This is a genomic window from Winogradskyella litoriviva (assembly GCF_013249065.1).
Classification (GTDB): domain Bacteria; phylum Bacteroidota; class Bacteroidia; order Flavobacteriales; family Flavobacteriaceae; genus Winogradskyella; species Winogradskyella litoriviva.
Map to the genome: position 1 here is coordinate 115,034 of NZ_JABRWQ010000004.1, position 20,531 is coordinate 135,564.

At 30.6% G+C, this 20,531-nt stretch carries 19 protein-coding genes; 3 read left to right on the forward strand and 16 right to left on the reverse strand.

All coding sequences use genetic code 11. The annotated features are described in order from the left end of the window. Positions 1-4 precede the first annotated feature (4 nt). Positions 5-469, reverse strand: a complete 465-nt coding sequence (locus tag HNV10_RS09490) for a GNAT family N-acetyltransferase (protein ID WP_173301113.1) — start codon at positions 467-469, stop codon at positions 5-7. Beyond that, positions 459-1,478, reverse strand: coding sequence for a formimidoylglutamase (locus HNV10_RS09495; RefSeq protein WP_173301114.1), 1,020 nt, complete (start codon positions 1,476-1,478; stop codon positions 459-461). Before HNV10_RS09495 ends, HNV10_RS09490 begins: the two co-directional genes overlap by 11 nt. Positions 1,479-1,588: 110 nt before the next feature. On the opposite strand from HNV10_RS09495, the gene HNV10_RS09500 reads away from it, so the two are divergent. Then, entirely contained in the window at positions 1,589-2,476 is an 888-nt protein-coding gene (locus HNV10_RS09500; RefSeq protein WP_173301115.1) for a chromosome partitioning protein ParA, read from the forward strand. Positions 2,477-2,554: 78 nt separating this feature from the next. On the opposite strand, the gene hutI is transcribed toward HNV10_RS09500, so the two are convergent. The 3 genes from hutI to fumC form a co-directional block, all read right to left on the reverse strand. Continuing rightward, the gene (hutI, locus tag HNV10_RS09505) at positions 2,555-3,790 is read right to left on the reverse strand and encodes an imidazolonepropionase (protein ID WP_173301116.1); all 1,236 of its coding nucleotides are present in this window, start codon (positions 3,788-3,790) and stop codon (positions 2,555-2,557) included. Between the two features lie 99 nt (positions 3,791-3,889). Continuing rightward, positions 3,890-5,284 (reverse strand): T9SS type A sorting domain-containing protein, encoded by a 1,395-nt coding sequence (locus tag HNV10_RS09510; RefSeq protein WP_173301117.1) that lies wholly within the window; start codon positions 5,282-5,284, stop codon positions 3,890-3,892. 32 nt (positions 5,285-5,316) lie between these two features. Continuing rightward, the gene (gene fumC, locus HNV10_RS09515; protein WP_173301118.1) at positions 5,317-6,714 is read right to left on the reverse strand and encodes a class II fumarate hydratase; all 1,398 of its coding nucleotides are present in this window, start codon (positions 6,712-6,714) and stop codon (positions 5,317-5,319) included. Positions 6,715-7,294: 580 nt separating this feature from the next. Here fumC and HNV10_RS09520 point away from each other — a divergent pair. Next, a complete protein-coding gene (locus HNV10_RS09520) occupies positions 7,295-8,170 on the forward strand; it encodes a sterol desaturase family protein (RefSeq protein ID WP_173301119.1) in 876 nt (291 codons plus the stop codon). Positions 8,171-8,247: 77 nt separating this feature from the next. Here HNV10_RS09520 and HNV10_RS09525 read toward each other — a convergent pair whose 3' ends face one another. From HNV10_RS09525 to HNV10_RS09535, 3 genes are all read right to left on the reverse strand, one after another. Beyond that, the gene (locus HNV10_RS09525; RefSeq protein ID WP_173301120.1) at positions 8,248-9,282 is read right to left on the reverse strand and encodes a hypothetical protein; all 1,035 of its coding nucleotides are present in this window, start codon (positions 9,280-9,282) and stop codon (positions 8,248-8,250) included. Between the two features lie 110 nt (positions 9,283-9,392). Then, the gene (locus HNV10_RS09530) at positions 9,393-10,067 is read right to left on the reverse strand and encodes an ABC transporter ATP-binding protein (RefSeq protein ID WP_173301121.1); all 675 of its coding nucleotides are present in this window, start codon (positions 10,065-10,067) and stop codon (positions 9,393-9,395) included. A 39-nt stretch (positions 10,068-10,106) separates the two neighbouring features. Next, positions 10,107-12,650, reverse strand: coding sequence for a DUF5916 domain-containing protein (locus HNV10_RS09535; RefSeq protein ID WP_241695491.1), 2,544 nt, complete (start codon positions 12,648-12,650; stop codon positions 10,107-10,109). 170 nt (positions 12,651-12,820) lie between these two features. Here HNV10_RS09535 and HNV10_RS09540 point away from each other — a divergent pair, with 170 nt between their 5' ends. Continuing rightward, on the forward strand, positions 12,821-13,084 hold the full coding sequence (locus HNV10_RS09540; RefSeq protein WP_173301122.1) for a hypothetical protein: 264 nt from the start codon (positions 12,821-12,823) through the stop codon (positions 13,082-13,084). 63 nt (positions 13,085-13,147) lie between these two features. On the opposite strand, the gene HNV10_RS09545 is transcribed toward HNV10_RS09540, so the two are convergent. The 8 genes from HNV10_RS09545 to serC form a co-directional block, all read right to left on the reverse strand. Next, positions 13,148-13,714, reverse strand: coding sequence for a type 1 periplasmic binding fold superfamily protein (locus tag HNV10_RS09545; protein WP_173301123.1), 567 nt, complete (start codon positions 13,712-13,714; stop codon positions 13,148-13,150). Between the two features lie 15 nt (positions 13,715-13,729). Further along, positions 13,730-16,048: a TonB-dependent receptor gene (locus HNV10_RS09550; RefSeq protein ID WP_173301124.1), complete on the reverse strand. Its 2,319-nt coding sequence runs from the start codon at positions 16,046-16,048 to the stop codon at positions 13,730-13,732. Positions 16,049-16,085: 37 nt separating this feature from the next. Beyond that, positions 16,086-16,427: a hypothetical protein gene (locus tag HNV10_RS09555; protein ID WP_173301125.1), complete on the reverse strand. Its 342-nt coding sequence runs from the start codon at positions 16,425-16,427 to the stop codon at positions 16,086-16,088. Continuing rightward, the gene (locus tag HNV10_RS09560; RefSeq protein ID WP_173301126.1) at positions 16,424-16,918 is read right to left on the reverse strand and encodes a DUF6787 family protein; all 495 of its coding nucleotides are present in this window, start codon (positions 16,916-16,918) and stop codon (positions 16,424-16,426) included. The genes HNV10_RS09555 and HNV10_RS09560 overlap by 4 nt, the downstream gene beginning before the upstream one ends. A gap of 49 nt (positions 16,919-16,967) precedes the next feature. Continuing rightward, the gene (locus tag HNV10_RS09565) at positions 16,968-17,405 is read right to left on the reverse strand and encodes a DUF6146 family protein (protein ID WP_173301127.1); all 438 of its coding nucleotides are present in this window, start codon (positions 17,403-17,405) and stop codon (positions 16,968-16,970) included. Between the two features lie 215 nt (positions 17,406-17,620). Further along, on the reverse strand, positions 17,621-18,253 hold the full coding sequence (locus HNV10_RS09570) for a DUF937 domain-containing protein (protein WP_173301128.1): 633 nt from the start codon (positions 18,251-18,253) through the stop codon (positions 17,621-17,623). A gap of 107 nt (positions 18,254-18,360) precedes the next feature. Further along, entirely contained in the window at positions 18,361-19,311 is a 951-nt protein-coding gene (locus HNV10_RS09575; RefSeq protein WP_173301129.1) for a D-2-hydroxyacid dehydrogenase, read from the reverse strand. 88 nt (positions 19,312-19,399) lie between these two features. Then, positions 19,400-20,461 (reverse strand): 3-phosphoserine/phosphohydroxythreonine transaminase, encoded by a 1,062-nt coding sequence (serC, locus tag HNV10_RS09580; protein WP_173301130.1) that lies wholly within the window; start codon positions 20,459-20,461, stop codon positions 19,400-19,402. Positions 20,462-20,531: the final 70 nt, after the last annotated feature.

Here is a 20,531-nt window from a genome sequence, read left to right on the forward strand (position 1 = left end):
TAATTTAATACGCTAACAACATCTTTATATCACAGCGTTCATAAGGACAATTTTCTTCAACCGAAATTTCCACAAAACCATATTTTCTATATAAATAAATAGCGTTTTCTAATTTTCTACTTGAATAGAGTAGAAGACCTTTTAAATTTTTAGTTTTACCAAAATCAATACAATGTTGCAATAACTGCTGACCAATTTTTTGTCCACGTTCTTCTGGTAAAACGGCCATTTTAGTTAATTCTAAAATGCCAAAAGTTGCCGTTGGCATTAATGCTGCAGTACCAACTACTTTTTCGTCTTTTAATGCAAAGAAAATAAAACCACCTTTTTTAATAATGTATTTATCTGGATGGCTTAAAACATCTTCATCATAAGATTCAACATAAAAAAAAGTTTTTAACCACTCAATATTTAAATTGTAAAAGTCTTTGGCGTACTGAGGTTGGTAGTTAATTATTTTAATTGTCATTGGCTCTAATAAAATCTGTAATGAGGTAAGTAATTAGTTTTCCTACTTTGGTCATTGTTTTTTTTGTTGGTGCAGCTTCGCAGATATGTAAATAAGAAGCATTTTTATGCTTACCAAAATAACTTACAAACTGTCTGGCTTGTGTTACATTAAAACCGCTTGGTGTCATTGCACTACTCGGAATATCTGCTATGGCATCGCAATCTATTTCAATCCCAAATAATTTTTCAGATACATGATCTAATGCAGCTTTCATTTCTGGTTTAAAATCTACTTCATTTCTAACCTCAATAGATTCATAAGTATTGTATTTAAGATTTTTAATCTTTTTAATTGTATTTAATAATTTAATTGAAGTATAATTTTCATGCAAGCCAAAAATGAAATAATTTCTCAAAAAACCTTCAGCAAAAGCATAGCTAAATCCGTTACCACTATGTCTGCCTTCGTCTTCCCTAAAATCTGAATGTGCGTCAAAATTAACCACATTCATTCTTTTATTATTGGCTAAAGAGCAACCTTTTATATTTCCGTAGGCATTATTATGTCCACCTCCAACAATGATTGGTGTTTTTCCTGCTCTAACAATAGAAGATACTACGTTGGTTACATCTTTATCTATAGTTTCAACAAATTGTCGGACCTTAGAGAGTTCCTTCTTTTTAGAAATATCTAAAGAAAGTAGCGATTTACGTTCTTCTAGATAATCTAATTGACCTAAAATAAGCACACGTTTTGCAGATGTAAAAGAGTTACTTTGTATATTTAACAAAACTTTTAGAGTTGCTTCCCAAGCCTTGTAAGTGCCTGTTTGTCCGAAGTTTCCGAATACACCAATATCTTCATTTATTCCAAATAAAACATAGTCAACATCTAAATTAACAATATCATCGTATATGTTAGTGAGGTTAGGTATTAACTGAATATGTTCTCCAAATTTTGATTCGCCTTTACGTTTCTTTAAAAGCTTTTGTTTTTCTTTTTCAGTAAATAAGACAAGATGATTCATTTTGGATAAATAATTAAAATAATAGAATAAAAGTACAGTTTTATTTAATTACTTTGATCTCAAATAAAAATTAAAAACAACAATTAACAATACTTAAAACCAAACAATTTATGGAAGGTTCACAAAAATCAAACACAGGATTAAAAGTAGGCTTAGCGATATTAGCTGTATTGTTCTTAGGAACAGCATTTTTTACTTCTAAGTTATACAATGAAAAGCAAGAAAATGAAAAATTATTAGTTAGCGAGAAGCAACAAGTAATGACTGACCTTAGTAATTTAGCAAAGGATTATGATGAAGCTATTGCTGAAAGTGAAGTAAAAAATCAAGATTTAATTGCTGCAAGAGAACGTATTCAAGGTTTAATGGATTCTTTAAAAATATCTCAAAATAGTGTAAATAGTTTATGGAGATATAAAAAGAAATACCAAGCTTTAGAAGAAGAAATGGAGATTTTATTAACTGAGAACGATCGTTTAAAAGTTGAGAATGAATATTTAGCAACGTCGTTAGATAGTACGCAAGTACAATTAGCAGAACGTACTATGTTTACAGATTCTCTTTTAGTACAAAACACTCAGCTTTCTACGGTTGTTAAAGATGCAGCAGCACTACAAACTGTGGGCTTAGTAGGAATGGGAGTAATTGAAAGAAGTAGTGGTAAACAAATTCCAACAGAACGTGCAGGAAGAAGTGATAAACTTAAAGTTTGTTTTACAGTAGCTAAAAACATGTTAACTGAAGCTGGTGATAAAGAATTATATGTGCAGGTAATAGACCCTTTAAACAATGTATTAGGTTCTAACGATCAAATAAACTTTGATGATCAAGTATTAAACTACAGCTTAATCAGTAGATTTAATTACGAAAATAGAAATTTAAATATTTGCGAATATATAGACGAGTTGGAAGATTCTAAATTTGAAAAAGGTCGTTATAAAGTAAATGTATTTAATGATAAGGCATTAATATCTTCTTCAGAGTTTACTTTGAAGTAAGGGTTGATTAATTGATTAATAGCAAAAAATCCAGAAGTTTACTTCTGGATTTTTTTTGTTTTAATGTCTTTATAGAAATTATAGTAATTGACCATTTATTATAACTTGCTCAATAGGATTATGAGCAAATGCATAAGGAATTTCACTATAATGATTCATAGGCTTTGTAATTAATAGGTTAGCCTTTTTGCCTCTTGTTATGCTACCATACATATTACTTATTCCCATAGCATATGCTCCATTAACAGTAGCTGCATTAATGGCTTCTTCTGGTGTCATTTTTAATTTTACGCAAGCGGAACTTACAACAAAATTCATATTACCACTTGGTGAAGAACCAGGATTGTAATCTGAAGCAATTGCTAACGGTAAACCTGCATCAATAAGTTTTCTAGCAGGTGTATAAGGAATACTTAAAAAATAAGAGCAACCAGGAAGCGCAACTGGCATAGTGTCACTGCCTTTTAAGGCTTCAATATCTTTTTCGTTTAATTCTTCTAAATGGTCAACTGATAGCGCATTGTGTTTTACACCAAGCGCAATACCTCCTAAAATATTAAACTGATTTACATGAATTTTTGGTCTTAAATCATAAGATTTAGCAGCTTCTAAGATGGTATTGGTTTCTTTTATATCAAAATAGCCTTCCTCACAAAACACGTCTATAAAGTGTGCAATGTTTAATTCAGATGCTTTTGGTATTAGTTCTTCTGTTATTAATTTAATGTAGTCCTTCTTTTTAGATTTGAATTCGGAAGGAATTGCATGAGCAGCTAAAAGAGTAGGTATAATAACAGCTAAGCTTTCTTGTTTTATTCGTTTAATAACACTTAGCATTTTCATTTCTGCATCAACGGTAAGTCCATAACCTGTTTTAATTTCAATAGCACCTGTTCCCATTGCTATTAATTCATTTACACGCTTTATGGATTGATTGTATAAATCATCTTCTGAAGTGTCTTGTAAAACTTTAGCCGAATTTAATATGCCACCACCTTTGTTAGCAATTTCTTCATAAGATAATCCATTAATTCTGTCTACAAATTCAGAGGTTCTGTCACCAGCATAAACGACATGCGTATGAGAATCGCACCATGAAGGTAAAACTATTTTGCCTGTAGCATCAATAATTGTATCTGCTTCAATTGTTCTATAATCTTCCATTTTTCCATATTCAATAATGGTATCGTGGTCAATATAGATGTAAGCATTTTCTAGCATACTAAGTTCTTTCATCTCTTTACCCTTTATAATAGTAACATTAGACTCATGAACCTGAAGCAATTGTTTTATGTTTAAAATGAGGACAGACATAATAAATGATGTTTTTGTAAAGATTGTTAAAATTTTGAACAAAAAAAAACGCTAATGATAATTTAATAGCGTTTTTTTTATAACATTTTATGATATTCTTTATTCCTTAATAAATTTTGTAGAAAACTTATCATTCAATTTAACAGTATATATACCAGAAACTAATGACGAAACATCTAATTTTTCACCAACAGATAAATCTTTAGTTAAAACTTGTTTTCCTAAAACATCAAAAACCGTCACGTTAATTTCGGTATTTTGCCCTTCAAAATTTAAAAAATCTTTAGTGGGATTAGGAAATATAGAAACTGTTTGCAAATCTAAATTAGGTATGCTAAGTACAATTTTTTGATTTTCAAAATAATTTAGATTATCTAGATTATATTCACAGCTAGCAATATCTAAATCGCCATCTGCGTCAAAATCTTCAATAGAATATACAAAAGCTTGACTTTGGGTTGCATCTATAATTTCTTCGGTAGCAAAAGTACCAGAGCCATTATTTTTAAACCATACTAAATCATTTCCAGCATTTGCTTTTCCACTACTTAATATAATATCATTTAAACCATCATTATCTAGGTCTTTAAAAAGTGCCAGAGCAGGATTGCTAATAGTAGTAGAGAAAATAGTTTCTGTATATCCAGAACCGTTATCTTCATACCAATATAAGTTTCCTGTTGGTCCTCCACCATAAGATACTTCAGTTGCCAATATATCTAAATTGGTATCACCATCAATATCCTCAAAAGTAGCATTAAACATACCAACTTTACCTGTGGCAACAGAAATAGCATCTTTTGTAAATGAAACTGTACCAGAAGGCACCAAATTATTTCTAAATATTTCAACAACATCATTAGAATAAACTGCGGTTGCAATTAATGCATCTAAATCGCCATCTCCATCTATATCTTTTAGGTTTACAACACCTGGAGCACTTAATGTATCATCAATTTTAGCGCTTTCTAATGTAAAAGTACCAGTACCATTATTAGAAAACCATATAACTTCATTACTGTCGTAAGCGGTTACAGCAACATCTATAAATGTATCGTTGTTAATATCACCTACAGCGATTCCAGAAGCACCCATTATAGTATTAGAAATTACATTTTGAACCACAAAATTTCCTAATCCATCATTTGGAAACCATACAAGACGGTCATTATTATAAGCTGTTGCTAAAATATCTAAATAACCATCACTATTTAAATCAATAAGTTTTAAACCTCCTATACCATCTAGAACATTAGAAACTAAGGTTTGTAATGTAAAGGTATTGTCGCCATTGTTTTTATACCATTCTATAGTATTACCTAAATTGGTGCCTACTAAAATATCTATAAAAGAATCACCGTCAATTAAGCCTGTGTCAATAGAATAAGGTGCATCACCTGTTGCTGAATTTATGACTACTTTTGGTAAAAATGTAGTTTGGCCAAAAGAAAAAGCACTTATAAAAGCAATAGCGAAAAGAAGTTTGTGTTTCATATTAAATAATTTTTATGGTTAATTAAGAGATTCTATTTTAAGCTTCCAACCATATCTTCTGGTTTTACCCATTCGTCATAATCTTCTGCAGAAACATATCCTAAGTTAATAGCTTCTTCTTTTAAGGTTGTTCCGTTTTTATGAGCAGTATTTGCAATTTCAGCAGCTTTATAGTATCCTATTTTTGTGTTTAAAGCAGTAACCAACATTAATGAATTATTTAATAACTCTTTTATAACCTGATGGTTTGGTTCTATACCACTTGCACAATGCTCTTCGAAACTCACACAAGCATCACCTATTAATTGAGCAGATTGCAAAATGTTTGCAGCCATCATTGGTTTAAATACATTTAACTCGTAATGTCCTTGTGTACCACCAACAGAAATAGCAACATCATTACCAATTACTTGTGCACAAACCATCGTTAAGGCTTCACATTGCGTAGGATTTACTTTTCCTGGCATAATTGAACTTCCTGGTTCATTTGCTGGTATTATAATTTCACCAATACCAGAACGTGGACCAGAAGCCATCATTCTTATATCATTGGCAATTTTGTTTAATGAAACCGCTAATTGTTTTAAAGCGCCATGTGTTTCTACAATAGCATCATGTGCTGCTAATGCTTCAAATTTATTTTCTGCCGTTATAAATGGTAATCCGGTAAATTCAGCTATGTATTTAGCCACTAATACGTCATATCCTTTAGGCGTGTTCATACCAGTTCCTACTGCTGTACCACCTAAGGCTAATTCACTTAAATGGTGTAATGTGTTTTCTAGTGCTTTTAGACCATGGTCTAATTGAGAAACATATCCAGAAAATTCTTGACCCAAAGTTAATGGTGTTGCATCCATTAAGTGCGTACGACCAATTTTTACAACCGTTTTAAATTCTATAGATTTTTTATGTAATGTATTTCTCAATTGTATAACACCAGGAATCGTAGTTTCAACTACTTTTTTATAAGCAGCAATGTGCATTCCGGTAGGGAAAGTATCATTAGAAGATTGTGATTTGTTTACATCATCATTTGGTTGTATTGTTTTTTCACCTTCTCCAATAACTTTTCCTGCAATTTGATGTGCTCTATTAGCTACAACCTCATTAACATTCATGTTACTTTGTGTACCAGAACCTGTCTGCCAAATTACCAACGGAAATTGATCATTATGTTTACCTTCTAAAATTTCATCACAAACATTTGAAATTAAATCGCGTTTTTCTTTAGATAAAACTTCTAATTCGCAGTTTGCATGTGCAGCAGCTTTTTTTAGATAAGCAAAACCATTTACAATCTCTAATGGCATTGATGCAGAAGGTCCAATTTTAAAATTATTACGAGAACGCTCTGTTTGTGCTCCCCAAAGTTTGTCGGCAGGTACTTTTACCTCGCCCATTGTGTCTTTTTCTATTCGGAAATTCATATGTATTATATTTTATAATCTTACACAAAATTAAGTTTTTTTGTGAGTTTTATATGATAAATATTAAGGTTTATTTGAATATTTTTTGATGTAAATAGTTAATAAGTTTCTAGGTTATAATAATCAGATTTTTAACCATTTAACTTTTGTTGAATTGCTAAAATTTAGTCTTTAATTTTATATGATTTTAGAAATGGTTTTTACTCAGCAATTTTAGCTCTAGAATAATCTATAGAATAGTATTTTTGGGATGTGTATTATCATTTGGAATAAATACTAAAATCTTAAATCTAAAGTTAAGATGAACTATAATTTTAAGTTGAATACTGTTGAAATATTAAAGATTTTAATTTGAATGAGGAAAAAACTATTTCAAAAATCTCTACAGTTTAGATATCTAAACACCTATTAACAAATAGTTATATAAAATAAAGGCTTTGATTGATTAAATTTGTCAAAGACCAAAATGGTTGTGCGTATTTATTATATTTTTTTAAAGGAAAAATATATAATGATATTTGTACATGTTAGAGTTTTTTTACTGATATAAAAATGGTAAAGTTAATAGAAGAAGTAAATAATGGATAAGTATATAGATGCGTTTGTAAATGCCTTTTTAGGAACGGTTGATTGGACATGGAAATCAATTATATTTGAAGTGCCTTGGTATACCAATTACTTTTGGGGACTTACGGTTATTTCTTTAATTGTTTGGTGCTTAGAGATAATATTTCCTTGGCGAAAAGAACAATCAATTTTTAGAAAAGATTTCTGGTTAGATGGATTTTATATGTATTTCAACTTTTTCATATTTGCCATTGTAATAAGTGGTGTATACGAGATGTTGGGCGTGCTATTTGGAGATTTAAATATAACAGCAAAAAGTTTAGCTATAGTAGATGTCTCTAATTGGCCAATGTGGTTGCAATTATTGGTTTTCTTCATTGTTTTAGATTTTGTACAATGGTTTACGCATGTGTTATTGCACAGATATCATTTTTTATGGAATTTCCATAAAGTACATCATAGTGTAAAAGAAATGGGGTTTGCAGCACATTTAAGATACCATTGGATGGAGAATATATTATATAAACCTTTAAAAACATTTGGAGTAATGCTTTTAGGTGGTTTTGAGCCAGAACAAGCTTATATTGTCCACTTTATTGCAATTTCAATAGGTCATCTTAACCATTCTAACATTAAAATTACTTGGGGATTTTTAAAGTATATTTTTAATAATCCTGTAATGCATTTATACCATCATGCCTATGTTTTACCAAAAGGGAGTAATGGTGTTAATTATGGTATTAGTTTAAGTCTGTGGGATTATATTTTTAAAACAGACTACATCCCAGAAGATAGTGGTACAGTAGAAATTGGTTTTAAAGGAGATGAAAAATTTCCAAAAGATTTTATTCACCAAAACTTATATGGGTTTAAAAAAGGAGAGGATTAAGCTAAATTTATTTTAAAGGGGAAGAACTGTGTTATGATATTCTCACGCAATATTTTGACCAAATATGCCTCAATTGGCTATAGTTTTATCCCAAATTTAAAGCCTAGAGAAAAATTGAATAATTTTTGGTTATCAACACCTTCTAAATATCTTTTTCTTCCAAAGAAAAGATGACTATCACTTTCTAAAATATAATCAGTTTCAGGATTATAAAAGCTATTTGGATTTTTAAATGTTTTATTTCTAAAGCCAAATCCCGAATAAACATCGAGATACATGCGTTTGCCTACTGGAAAATTTAGCCCATATTTTATATTAAAGATATCTAAAAATTTGTGTACCGTAATTGGCTCTCTTATGTAATAATTAATATCGTTATTAATTCTTCTTATACTAATCACTTTATTAAATTGATGTCTTAAAAAACGCGCTTCTAACGCAATATATTCGTTAACTTTAGGATTGTTAGTTATGCTAATTAGGTTATAGTATTTTAATTCATATCTCGAAGTAAAGCCTTTGTTTTCAGAATAATTAGGTTTAGAATTGTCTTTGCTACTTTTTATATACATTGTACCATATTCTGCACTAATACTAAAATTGTCTAATGGGAAATATTCAACTCCAAGTGTTACCATTGGTTGCGAAAAAAAATCCATAAAATGTAATGGTGATGTATAAATAAACGTTGTATGTTGTTTAAAAGGCTGTTTTTTGCCCTCAAATTGTTTAAAAGTGTTTGTGGTAGAATCTATTTCTAAATAAATATTTCGTTTATAAGTAAATCGTCTTTGATTGGTGAAATCTATTATAAACCCAGCACCAAAAATTTGTGGCGTAAAGAGATTTGCATATAAAAGTCCTGATGTTTTTCTTTTAAAGGCAAAATCGGTAGAAATGCTATCTTTAGTAATAGTAAATTTTAAAGAATCTCTTGAGCGTTTTGGGTATAAACTTGTTTCACCTTCGTATACAATTGAAGTTTGTTTGTTGTAATGTACCGTAGCGTTTTCTGGAGCATATATATTTACTCGTGTTGTTTTTCCATTAAAAATTGTGGCACAAGAGTTTAGTACCAAAGCTAGGCAGATAAGGAATATTGTTTTTCTCAAGTTAATATAACAATTGGTACTTGTAGATGTATAAAGTGTAAAAAGGTTGCGTTTAAAAATCACTTATTTATGGGATAAAATAAATCTCATAATTGGTTGTATTTTTATTTCTATCCTACAATTTTACCATCTACCATAGTTAGCTTTCTATCTGCCATAGCAGCTAATTCTTGGTTATGAGTTACAATAACAAAGGTTTGATTAAACTCATCTCTTAATTTAAAAAATAAGTTGTGTAATTGATCAGCAGATTCACTGTCTAAGTTTCCAGATGGTTCGTCTGCAAAAATTATGTTTGGACTATTAATTAAAGCTCTAGCCACAGCGACACGTTGTTGTTCTCCACCAGACATACTGTTTGGTTTGTGATGAATTCTATCTTTAAGTCCTAAATAATCTAAAAGCTCTTTGGCACGTTTTTCTGCATCTGCTTTAGGCGTATTATTTATAAAAGCAGGTATACAAACGTTCTCTAATGCTGTAAATTCTGGTAATAATTGGTGAAACTGAAATATAAAGCCAATATTTTTATTTCTAAATTTAGCTAATGCTTTATCGTTTAATGATTTTATAGATTGATTATTTATAACTAATTCTGTATCAGAGTTATAATCTGGTTTATCTAATGTTCCTAAAATTTGAAGCAACGTTGTTTTACCAGCGCCAGAAGCGCCAACAATAGATATTACTTCACCCTCTAAAATGGTTAAATCTACACCTTTTAAGACTTGAAGATTTTTATAGGCTTTCTTAATTTGTTTAGCGGAAATAACTGTTTTACTCATATGCTGTGAAAGTAATACTTAATCAATTAATTCACAATATTAGGATGTAGATTTGTTTTTTGAAAATACAGATTTTAGATTATTGTAATCTAAAAAGTATTGTAATCTAAGAGAAAATGTGTGCTGAATAGGTTCTTTAAATAAAGTATTAATACTTTCAAAGTAGTCATCTTCTGCATTATTGTCTCTATTAAATAATTGGTTTCTATATAAACCTGTAACAAAACTACCAGGTGCAATTTGCCATGTGTAGCTTAAGTCTAAATTCCACGTATTAAAATTTACATTTGGATTATCTACGTCTGCAACGGTATAGCCATCTTCGGTAGACAAAGTTCCGTTATCATTTAATACAAATAATTTATTATCGTAATTTACTGTTGTCCAAAAATTCCTAAAAGTTAAAGCCAATGAATGCATAGGATTAAAGGTGTAATTGCCAGAAATACTGTTTTCTGCCGAAAAAATATTACGCTCTCCAAAAATTATTTGGTTATCAATTTTGTTTACATAACCACGACTTCCGTTGTTATTTCTTAACGTAAAATCGTAATTTAATCTAAACTTATCATTAAAACGTACCGAAGGTTCTATACCAAAACCATAACCTGCTAAATCTCTTTCACTATCAAAAGCATGAAAGGCGTATGCAAAAAACTCAAGAGATAGTGTTTTGTTCTCATTGGTTTCAAACCAGCCTTCTATATTTCCTATGTTTTTGTATATAAAGTAGCGTTTGTTTTCAAAATCTCTAGGTTCAAAATAATCGTATTGCTTTCCTGGTTCTACATTTATACTTGCTCCAAACCACATTAATTTTTTAGTTTGGGCATTCATATTAAATCCAAAATTTGTTCCTGTAAAGGTGTCTGGTTTGTATAAGCGTCTATAATTAACCCATGTATTAATGCTAAAGTTGTTTAATTTCTTTGTAGGTTCAAAAATCTGATAAGATGCATCTACACCAAAGTTACTGTAGTTATTTCTATATATTAATCCAAGATCATTAATATCGTATCTGGTGTTTGCTAAACTATGGTCAAAACTATATCTAAATTTTCCATGAATTTTTCTAACCATAAAGAAGGTGCTTAAACCAGTTTCTAAATTATCTTTTTCTGGTTTATTAACATTACTCATCTTAACCTCACCAAGAATATTGTATGTGTTTTTTTTATTAGAAATATCGGCAAGCAAGCCAGAAACATTTGCGTCTCTAAATTGGCCATTTCGTGTAACATTTGTATTTATAACACTTACCGAAGAATTACCATTAAACTGTTGGTCTACCACCAAAATATTGTAATTACTGAGTGGCTCTATAGTTTCCTTTCTGCTTGTAACAATAGTTTCTATTACTTGTGTATCTGGGTTTAATACGTCTTCTGTTGATTTTATGGTAACGTCTGTTTTCTCGGTTATTGCATTAAAGAAACCAATGCCTAATCCTTTTTTTGTTCTACCTGAAAACTTTACAGCATTTAATACTTTAATTTCTTCAGGATAATTTATAATTTCTTCATTATCTTCAAGATTAATACTGCCAGAAGGACCACCACCAACTCTTCTAGAAAAGAATAAGTCGCCTTTGCTGAATAAGTCTACACCTTCTTTAAAAAATTGTCGTTGTTCTCCAAAGGTTTGTTCAAAAGGTCCAAGATTTAAACTTAAATCATCAAAAGCAGCTTGACTAAAATCTGGAATAAGAGTAGCATCTAGCGTAAAGTTTTCTGTAACACCATATTTAACATCTAAGCCAATTTTTAAGTCGGTATCGGTTTCACCATCGTAAGTATTTGAAATTCCTGTTACAAAAGGGTAGAGGCTTAAGCGAGTAGGAGGTTCTATATTTTTAATTCCTGTAAGTTCACCGTGGTACAAACTTGAATTTCCTTTAGTTCGGTCTATAGGATTCCATGAGTATTGTGAGTTGTCTAATCTAAAACGTCTATGAAATTGAATTCCCCATGTTTGAATGTTATCATTAGAAAAACGTAATGCTCGGTATGGAATTTCCATCTCCACAATCCAGCCATCATCAACTATTTTTACAGCACTATCCCAAACTGCGCTCCAACCAAAGTCTTCACCATTACTTGGAGTTGCTGTAGCATCTGCTTGTGTACCAGAACTGAAAACGAAAAATTCTGTATCGTTTTGAGCATCATTATTTGGGTTAAGTATAATGCCGAAAAAATCTGATTGTCCAAAATTATCTCTACTTGTAAGTTGTTTTTGTATGTCTTCTGGTTTATCTTTTAAATAGGCCGAAACGTAAATTGCTTTATCATCATAAGCCATTTTTACAATGGTTTTTTGATGGTCCTTGGATACCACTCCCATTTCTGGTTTAAATTGAGTGAAATCTGATGCAATTTCTGCATTTTTCCATACGTCATCATCTAAAACACCATCAATTTTAGGTGAATTTTCAGTACGATGAATGTTTAAAGATTTTTTTTCTTGTGACTGTATTGTATTAGAAAAACACAATAAAGCAACAATAGAAATGATGAGATTAAAGCGCATATTTGATTGATTGATGATTGCTAATAATGTATTAAAGATGTAATGAAGAAGCATTTGTTACACTTTAATACGCACAAATTTAATATCTCATAAAGAGCAATGGTCTTAATTAAACGTTAAAAAGAAGATATACACCTTTAAAACATTTTTAGGAGTTAATGGTTAAATGCATTAAAATGGAACACTTATTGCTTTGTAAGAAGTAATAAATATTAATACTTTAAATGAATAAATACAAAATACTTGGATTAGGTATTCTTTTTGATGCCTTGGGCTTAATCTCTTTTATAATACCTGGCATTGGAGAATTCTCGGATATTATTTGGGCACCAGTTTCGGCTTGGTTAATGACAAAGTTATATAAGGGCAAAGCAGGACAAATAGCAGGAATCATTACTTTTATAGAAGAAGCCTTACCTGGCTTTGATGTAATACCGACATTTACCTTAATGTGGGTTTACACTTTTGTAATAAAAAAGGAACGTTAATAGCATTAAAATAAAAAAAGCACTCAAATGAGTGCTTTTTTTTACTGTATTGCAAACAATAAATTACTGTACGGCTATGTTAAAAGTAACTTCAACATCTGTACTACCACCAGCATCAGCAGATGTACCATCGTTTGGTTTTGTAGGTTCGTGCTTTAAGATTATAGTTAAAGTGCCAGAACCTGGGTCTCCTGTTACCAATGTAGACTCTATGCCAATTGGGTTTCCATCTTCATCAGAATCTGTTTTTGTAACTATAATATCACTAATTGAAGATGTAATAAAAAATTCATGTTCGTCTCCTTCATCTTCAACCTCTTCTGTGATATCCTCAGCAGGACTTTCCGTTTCGTTTAATAACTCAATACTACCAGTATATATAGTATTAGCAGTTAATGGACCAGAAACTGTATACGTAGGAGCTGCGCTTCCATCACCATCTATATCTTGAAACTCTAGAGTAACAATGTCCATACCACTGGAGAGTTGGTAAGTAACAGTAGTGATTAATTCTTCTTCATGATCGTGATCATGGTCGTCATCATCATTAGAACAGCTTGCTATTGTTAAACCTAAGACAAATAATAAGGCTAATAATTTGATAGTTTTTATTGATTTATAGTTTTCCATGTTTTTATTTTTGTATTAATAATTGATTTTTATTTTTAAATTAAAGTTTCTACCCAATTCATCTGCGAAATAACGAAGCCTGTTTAAATGCTCTCTATAGGATGTATTGAATAGATTTTCTATGTTAAATTCTAATTTTATATTCCCTTTTTTAAAAGCTTTAAATTGCATAGAGCTATTAAAGCTAAATAAAGAATACGAAGATGGTGTAGAGCTAATATCTACATAAACATCTTCTTGTAAAGTGGCATTATAGGTGTAAAAATTGTAATCTGGATATCTTTTTTGTTGCAATACAGTTTTGTGATTTAAGCTAATTGTTAATTGGTTTAAATCATCGTTTTTATAAGATATACTATTAGAAAAATTAGTTGCAGGCATGTGAATTAGGGCAATATTCTCTGTTTTATTATCTCCTTTAAGAAGACTAATACTACCATTATAATCAAAGCATTCATTAATTTTTTTATTTACATCAATATCTACACCAAATATTTGCGCATTTACTTGGTTGTATTCCCAAACCGGAAAAGCACCACGTACGGTAGTGGTTATTCCTGTGGGAATAAGTTGTATATAATCATTTATATAATTATAATATGGACTTATTGAAAATCCGAAATTCTCGTTATTTTTTTCTAATGAAACTATTAATTTATTAGCAATTTCTTTATTGAGTGTTAAAGATCCAATTTCAATTCTAGCTGCACCATGATGTAATCCGCTACTAAATAATTCCGATGGATTTGGAACTCTAGATGCTAACCCATAGTTAAGATATAAAGATAATTCATCATTAAATTGTTTTGAATAACTTAAATTAGAAGAAACATAATTATAAGCTTCTTCCCAATTTGTATTATCCTCTCTGCCATCTGCTTTAAAACTCGTAAAATCGTATCGTAGACCTGCACTAATTTCGGAAGTTTCATTTAAATTGTAACTTCCAATAACATATATACCAGCATCATACTTATCAAAATCTGGAATTAATGGACTTACGCCTGTGCCAGAAATTGCGTCATTTTGTTGATAGCGTAATAATAAACCAGTATCAATCTTGAGGTTATTAAAATAATCTATTCTTAAATTAGATTGCAAAGAATTGGTAAATAAACGCAAATCAATAACAGGTGTATCGGATAAATCTCCACGTCTTAAGTCAAACTCTTTACGTCGGTTTATTTGTAAATCGTACTGAAGGGTTAATTTTCCAAAACCTTTAAAACGTTTATGGGCTTCAACCTTACCTAAGTGATGCAATATTTCTTGCCTTGGGTAATCTATATTATATGAAAAATCTTCAACAATTCTAGGCTCTTCATTATTTATAGCAGCTACTAAATCGTTAACGTTACCGATATGCGATGATTGTAAGATTGCTAATTCGTTACTAACAACACTATAGTATGCGTCAAAACCTTTTTCAAACCTGTTTAATCCAAAATTTAAAGACATATTTATATTCTTCAAACCAGAATTGGTTAAGTAGTAATTAGGTGCTTTAAAATCACCAAACTGCTTGTAACTAGTCTGAAATTTTCCATAATAACCAGACTTATATGTTTTAACCAACTCTGTATTTACATTTCCTCCGCGACCATTTGAATTAATGGATAGGAGAGAGCTACCAAATAGGCTATCTTTATCCATATATTTTTTAGGTCTTACTAATATTAAGCCACCAATTGCATCGCTACCATATTTTAAAGTATTAGCACCTTTAATAACTTCAATTCTGTTACCAGAATTAATATCAATATTAGGTGCATGTTCATCTCCCCATTCTTGGTCAAACATGCGTACGTTATTGTTAACAATCAAAAGTCTACTACTGTGTAGTCCATGAATCATTGGTTTTGTAATTGTATTTCCAGTATTTAAAGAAGAAACACCACTAATTGTGTTTAGAGCATCTCCTAGAGATTTATCAGAAAAGTTTTCAATTACAGCTTTATTAATAGACTTCTCAATACTTGTCTCTTCTGTTTTTAGGTTAGAATTTACCACCACTTCATTGAGTTCTTCTAGGTGATGTTCTAAATATATGGTCTTAAACACATCATTATTTATCTCATAAGAAACTGTTTTGGTTTCGCAACCAATATGAGAAATAGTAAGTGTTAAGATGCCTGAACAAAGGTTTTCAATTTTGAATTTACCATCTAAATCTGAAACTATATATTTATCCTTTTCTTTAATGTAAATAGTAGCAGATTCAATGGATGAGCCATCATGAAAATCCTTTAACTCACCTAAAAAAGTAAAGTTACAGGTTTGACCATAGCTAAAACCATAAATGGTTAAAACTAAGCCAATAATTAGTCGTTTCATTTAAATAAATTTATTAGAGTATTAGAAAATTTGAATTCTAACTTAACGTTGGAGGACCTCTAACAAACCTTGTTTGTTGCTGATAATTATTTGAAGAAATATAATAAGAAGATGGCTGAAATGAAGCCAACTTTTTAGTAGTTATTTCATAGCTGTTAATTACTAGAAATAAATTATTTGATAGTTTAAATTTATAAAAATCACAATCAAAATCAGATACGTGAAAATGTGTATCTGTAGAATTATCATTTTTACAAACTTTATGAGTATGATGCGAAAAAACGTGATTAAATTTTACAGCAGTAGGCAATAATACAGCCAGTACAAGCGTAATTGCGAGTACTTTAAATGTTAATGCTATTGCTGTTTTTAAATTCAATCTAAAAAACGTTTAAGTCCAAATCGTCTAAGCATTTTCTTTTCAAATTCCCAAAAAAACTTGAATTGCCCAAAAAGCCATCCAAAGCTTACTAAAAGTATCTGATAGAAAATAAGCCCAATGATAATGAATAATATCCAATAAATAAGAGGGTTTAAGTTTTCTTTAGTAATTCCGATCATTTTAATTATGGGTCTACCAATAAACAAAGATGATGAACCTGTAATAGCAAAGACCATAAAAACTCTGATCATTTCCCATTTATAATCTAGAATCCATTTTTTTTCTAATTTTTTAAAAAGAAATAGAGTAATCTTTAATAAAAAGTACAAAATAACAATTGAAGCTACAATTTTTAATATAAGATTATAATCACCAAGAATAGCCTTAGAAATTTTATACGCAGAATACCCTAAGATGATAACACCAAAAAAGGGAAATAACAACTGCCAGTTATGTTGTATTTCCCAATATTTTTTAAATTTTTCCATAGCACAATTTTCGTGCTGTAAAACTAATAAAATAAGATGTATTTATATCCTAAATTCTGGGCCTAAAAGCAGATAATCGTTGATTATATTTTAATTGAAAATAAAGAAAGTAATTATATAATTTATAGTTAACCTCATAACCATAATCTGTGTTAGTGTCATAATCTATACGAAGTTCATATAAATTAGGGTCGTACGTTTGAGGTTGAAGATTTCTTTGATTCCATGTTTGCACCATAATTGCATTTCTAGATTCTAACCAAGACTGTGAGTGGAAACCTTCTGGTCTTGCGGTTGTCATTAACCACGAATTAAAACCAGGTTCAATAATTATAATTTCATAATCGTTTTCGTCACTACTGATAGAAACTGTATCGCTCTCTACTAAACTATTTTCGTTTTCGTTATTAATAGTTTGATTTTTGTTGTAAGATTTACAACTCGCTAATAAAAAGAGGATAATAGTAATTGAAATAAGCTTTCTCATGGTATTAAAGGTATTAAATATTATTTAGAGTTAATTATATTTTACTTTGATTTAACACTACAAAATAAAGGTTTATTTACGATGAATACTATAAGAATTAAGTAAGAGAAGCTTTTGAATTAGTAAACCTGTAGATTTTAAAAGTCTAATGCACTTAAACAAAAAAGCAGTTCTAACTATAGAACTGCCAAATTGTAAATATGTATAAAGGAATTTTATTTTCCGAATAAGCCACCTAAAAGGCCACCAATACCGCCTTTTTTACTTCCTCCTAAAACCATACCAGCTACATCATCGATAACACTACCGTCACCATCTGCGTCTAATATTTTTTCTAAGAAGCTTTGTTCATTTGCAGTATCATTACCACCTAATAAACCTCCTAAAAGACCTGTAATTCCACTTTGATCACTAACATTGTTTTGGCTAGCTTGTTTACCTAGAACTCCCATTAAAATTGGAGCAGCTACTTTTAAGATATTACCAACAGCACCAGAATCTAATCCAGCTTTTTGACCAATAACTTGCTCAACACCTTGTTGTTTGCTGCCAAGTACATGTCCAAGAATTTTAGAACCATCATTAGTTACTTCTTCATCAACACCACCACCAAATAAACCACCTAGGTTATCTAATATGCTACCATTATGCTTTCCACTTAATGCACTCATAAGACCTTGAGCACCTTCTGGTGTTGAAGCGTTACGCTCCATTGCTTTCATTAATACTGGTAACGCCATTGTTAAAACGCTACTAGTTTTTCCTTGATCTGTTCCGGTAGAACCTGAAACACCACTAATTATAGTTTTTCCTAAGTCGCTGTTTAATAAATCTAAAATTCCTGCCATTTTGTTATATTATAGTTTAAGTTAATAAAATTAAGCATTGTAAGGTACAAAAAAAGTCCCACATTAAGTAGGACTCATTTTTTATGCATTGGTCACATTTTTATTTTTTAACCAAGAATACTAATAATTTGTTCAGCTAATTCTACACCAATTCTATCTTGTGCTTCATTTGTTGCTGCTCCCGTGTGAGGTGTTAGTGATAAAGCAGAATTCATTAATAATTGAATTTCTGGTTTTGGTTCTTTTTCAAAAACATCTAGAGCTGCTCTTGCTACTTTTCCACTTTCTATAGCTTTTACAAGTGCAACTTCGTTAACTACACCACCACGTGCTGCATTAGCTATTATTACACCATCTTTCATTTGTTTAAATTCAGCCTCATCAATTACGTAGTCTTTTTGAGCTGGTACATGCAATGTTAAAAAGTCTGCTTGTTTTAAAACATCCTCTTTAGAAATAGTTTTAATTTCAAAATTCACTTTTTGTCCATCAAAGAAATCTAATTGTAAATCTGCTTTTTCTAGAAAAGGATCAAAGGCAACAACTTTCATTCCTGCTCCTAAAGCCACTTTTGCAGTAGCTTGGCCAATACGTCCAAATCCTAGAACACCTAAAGTTTTACCTTTTAATTCTGTTCCTTTTGCATAGGCTTTCTTTAAACCTTTGAAATTTGCGTCGCCTTCTAGTGGCATATCTCTGTTAGAGTTATGCAAGAAACGTGCTAGTCCGTAAAAGTGACCAAACACTAATTCTGCAACAGAATGAGATGATGCAGCAGGTGTATTAATTACACTCAATCCTTTGCTACGTGCATAGTCTACATCGATATTATCCATACCAACACCACCACGACCAATAATTTTTAGGCTAGGGCAGTTATCAATTAAATCTTTTCTTACTGTTGTAGCGCTTCTTACTAACAATACTGAAATTTCATTAGTGTTAATGTAGTTTTCTAATTGTTCTTGGGCAACTGTAGTTGTTATAACTTCGTAACCAGCAGCTTCTAAGGCATCAATACCACTTTGTGAAACTCCGTCGTTTGCTAATACTTTCATGTTAATGTTTAAAAGTTTAAAAGTTTCTCAACTTTAAATTTGATTTTTTTTCTGAATAAATAAAAGGGACAATACCCATTTTTATATGTTATGCTTTACTTTCTAATTCACTCATAATTTCTACAAGTGCCTTCACGCTATCTAAAGATAGAGCATTGTACATTGATGCTCTATAACCACCAACGCTTCTATGACCGTTTATTCCATTAATACCTGCTTCAACACACATGGCATCAAAAGTTTCTTTAAGATTTTCGTTCTCTAATGTAAATGTTGCATTCATATTAGAGCGATCTTCTTTTGCTGCGTATCCTTTGAATAAGGGATTTAAATCAATTTCAGAATAAATTAAACTTGCTTTCTTTTCGTTAATTTCTTCTATAGCTTTAATACCTCCTAAATCTTTTAACCACTGCATTGTTAGCATAGAAACGTAAACTGCAAATACAGGAGGTGTATTAAACATACTGCCTTTGCTTATGTGCACCTTATAATCCATCATTGATGGAATTTTACGAGATACTTTACCTAAAATATCTTCTTTAATCACTACCAGAGTTGTACCTGCTGGTCCCATATTTTTTTGAGCACCAGCATAGATTAAATCAAATTGAGAAAAATCTAACTGACGAGAAAAAATATCACTACTCATATCACATACCATAGGTATCGGTGAGTTTGGAAAACTCTTCATTTGTGTTCCAAAAATAGTGTTGTTGGATGTACAGTGAAAATAATCGTAATCTTCTGGAATATCGTATCCTTTAGGGATGTAATTGAAATTGGCACTTTTAGAAGAGCCTACTTCATATATGTCATCATAAATTTTAGCTTCTTTTATAGCTTTGTCTGCCCAAGTTCCAGAATTTAAATATCCAGCTCTTTTTTCTAAAAGGTTTAATGCAACCATTAAAAACTGTGTACTTGCGCCTCCTTGTAAAAATAAGGCTTTGTAGCCTTTGCCTTCTAAACCTAATAATTCTAATGCTAAGGATCTAGCATTTTCCATAACATCTACAAAAGGTTTGCTACGATGTGATATTTCTAAAAGGGATAAACCTTCGTCAAAGTTTAAAACTGCTGCTGCTGCTTGTTCCATTACCGATTTTGGTAATACACATGGTCCTGCACTAAAATTATGTTTTTTCATTAATTCTAAATTTATATTTTAGAGGATATCAATTCCTCTAAGTTTTTAAATATTTAATTAACTACAAAGG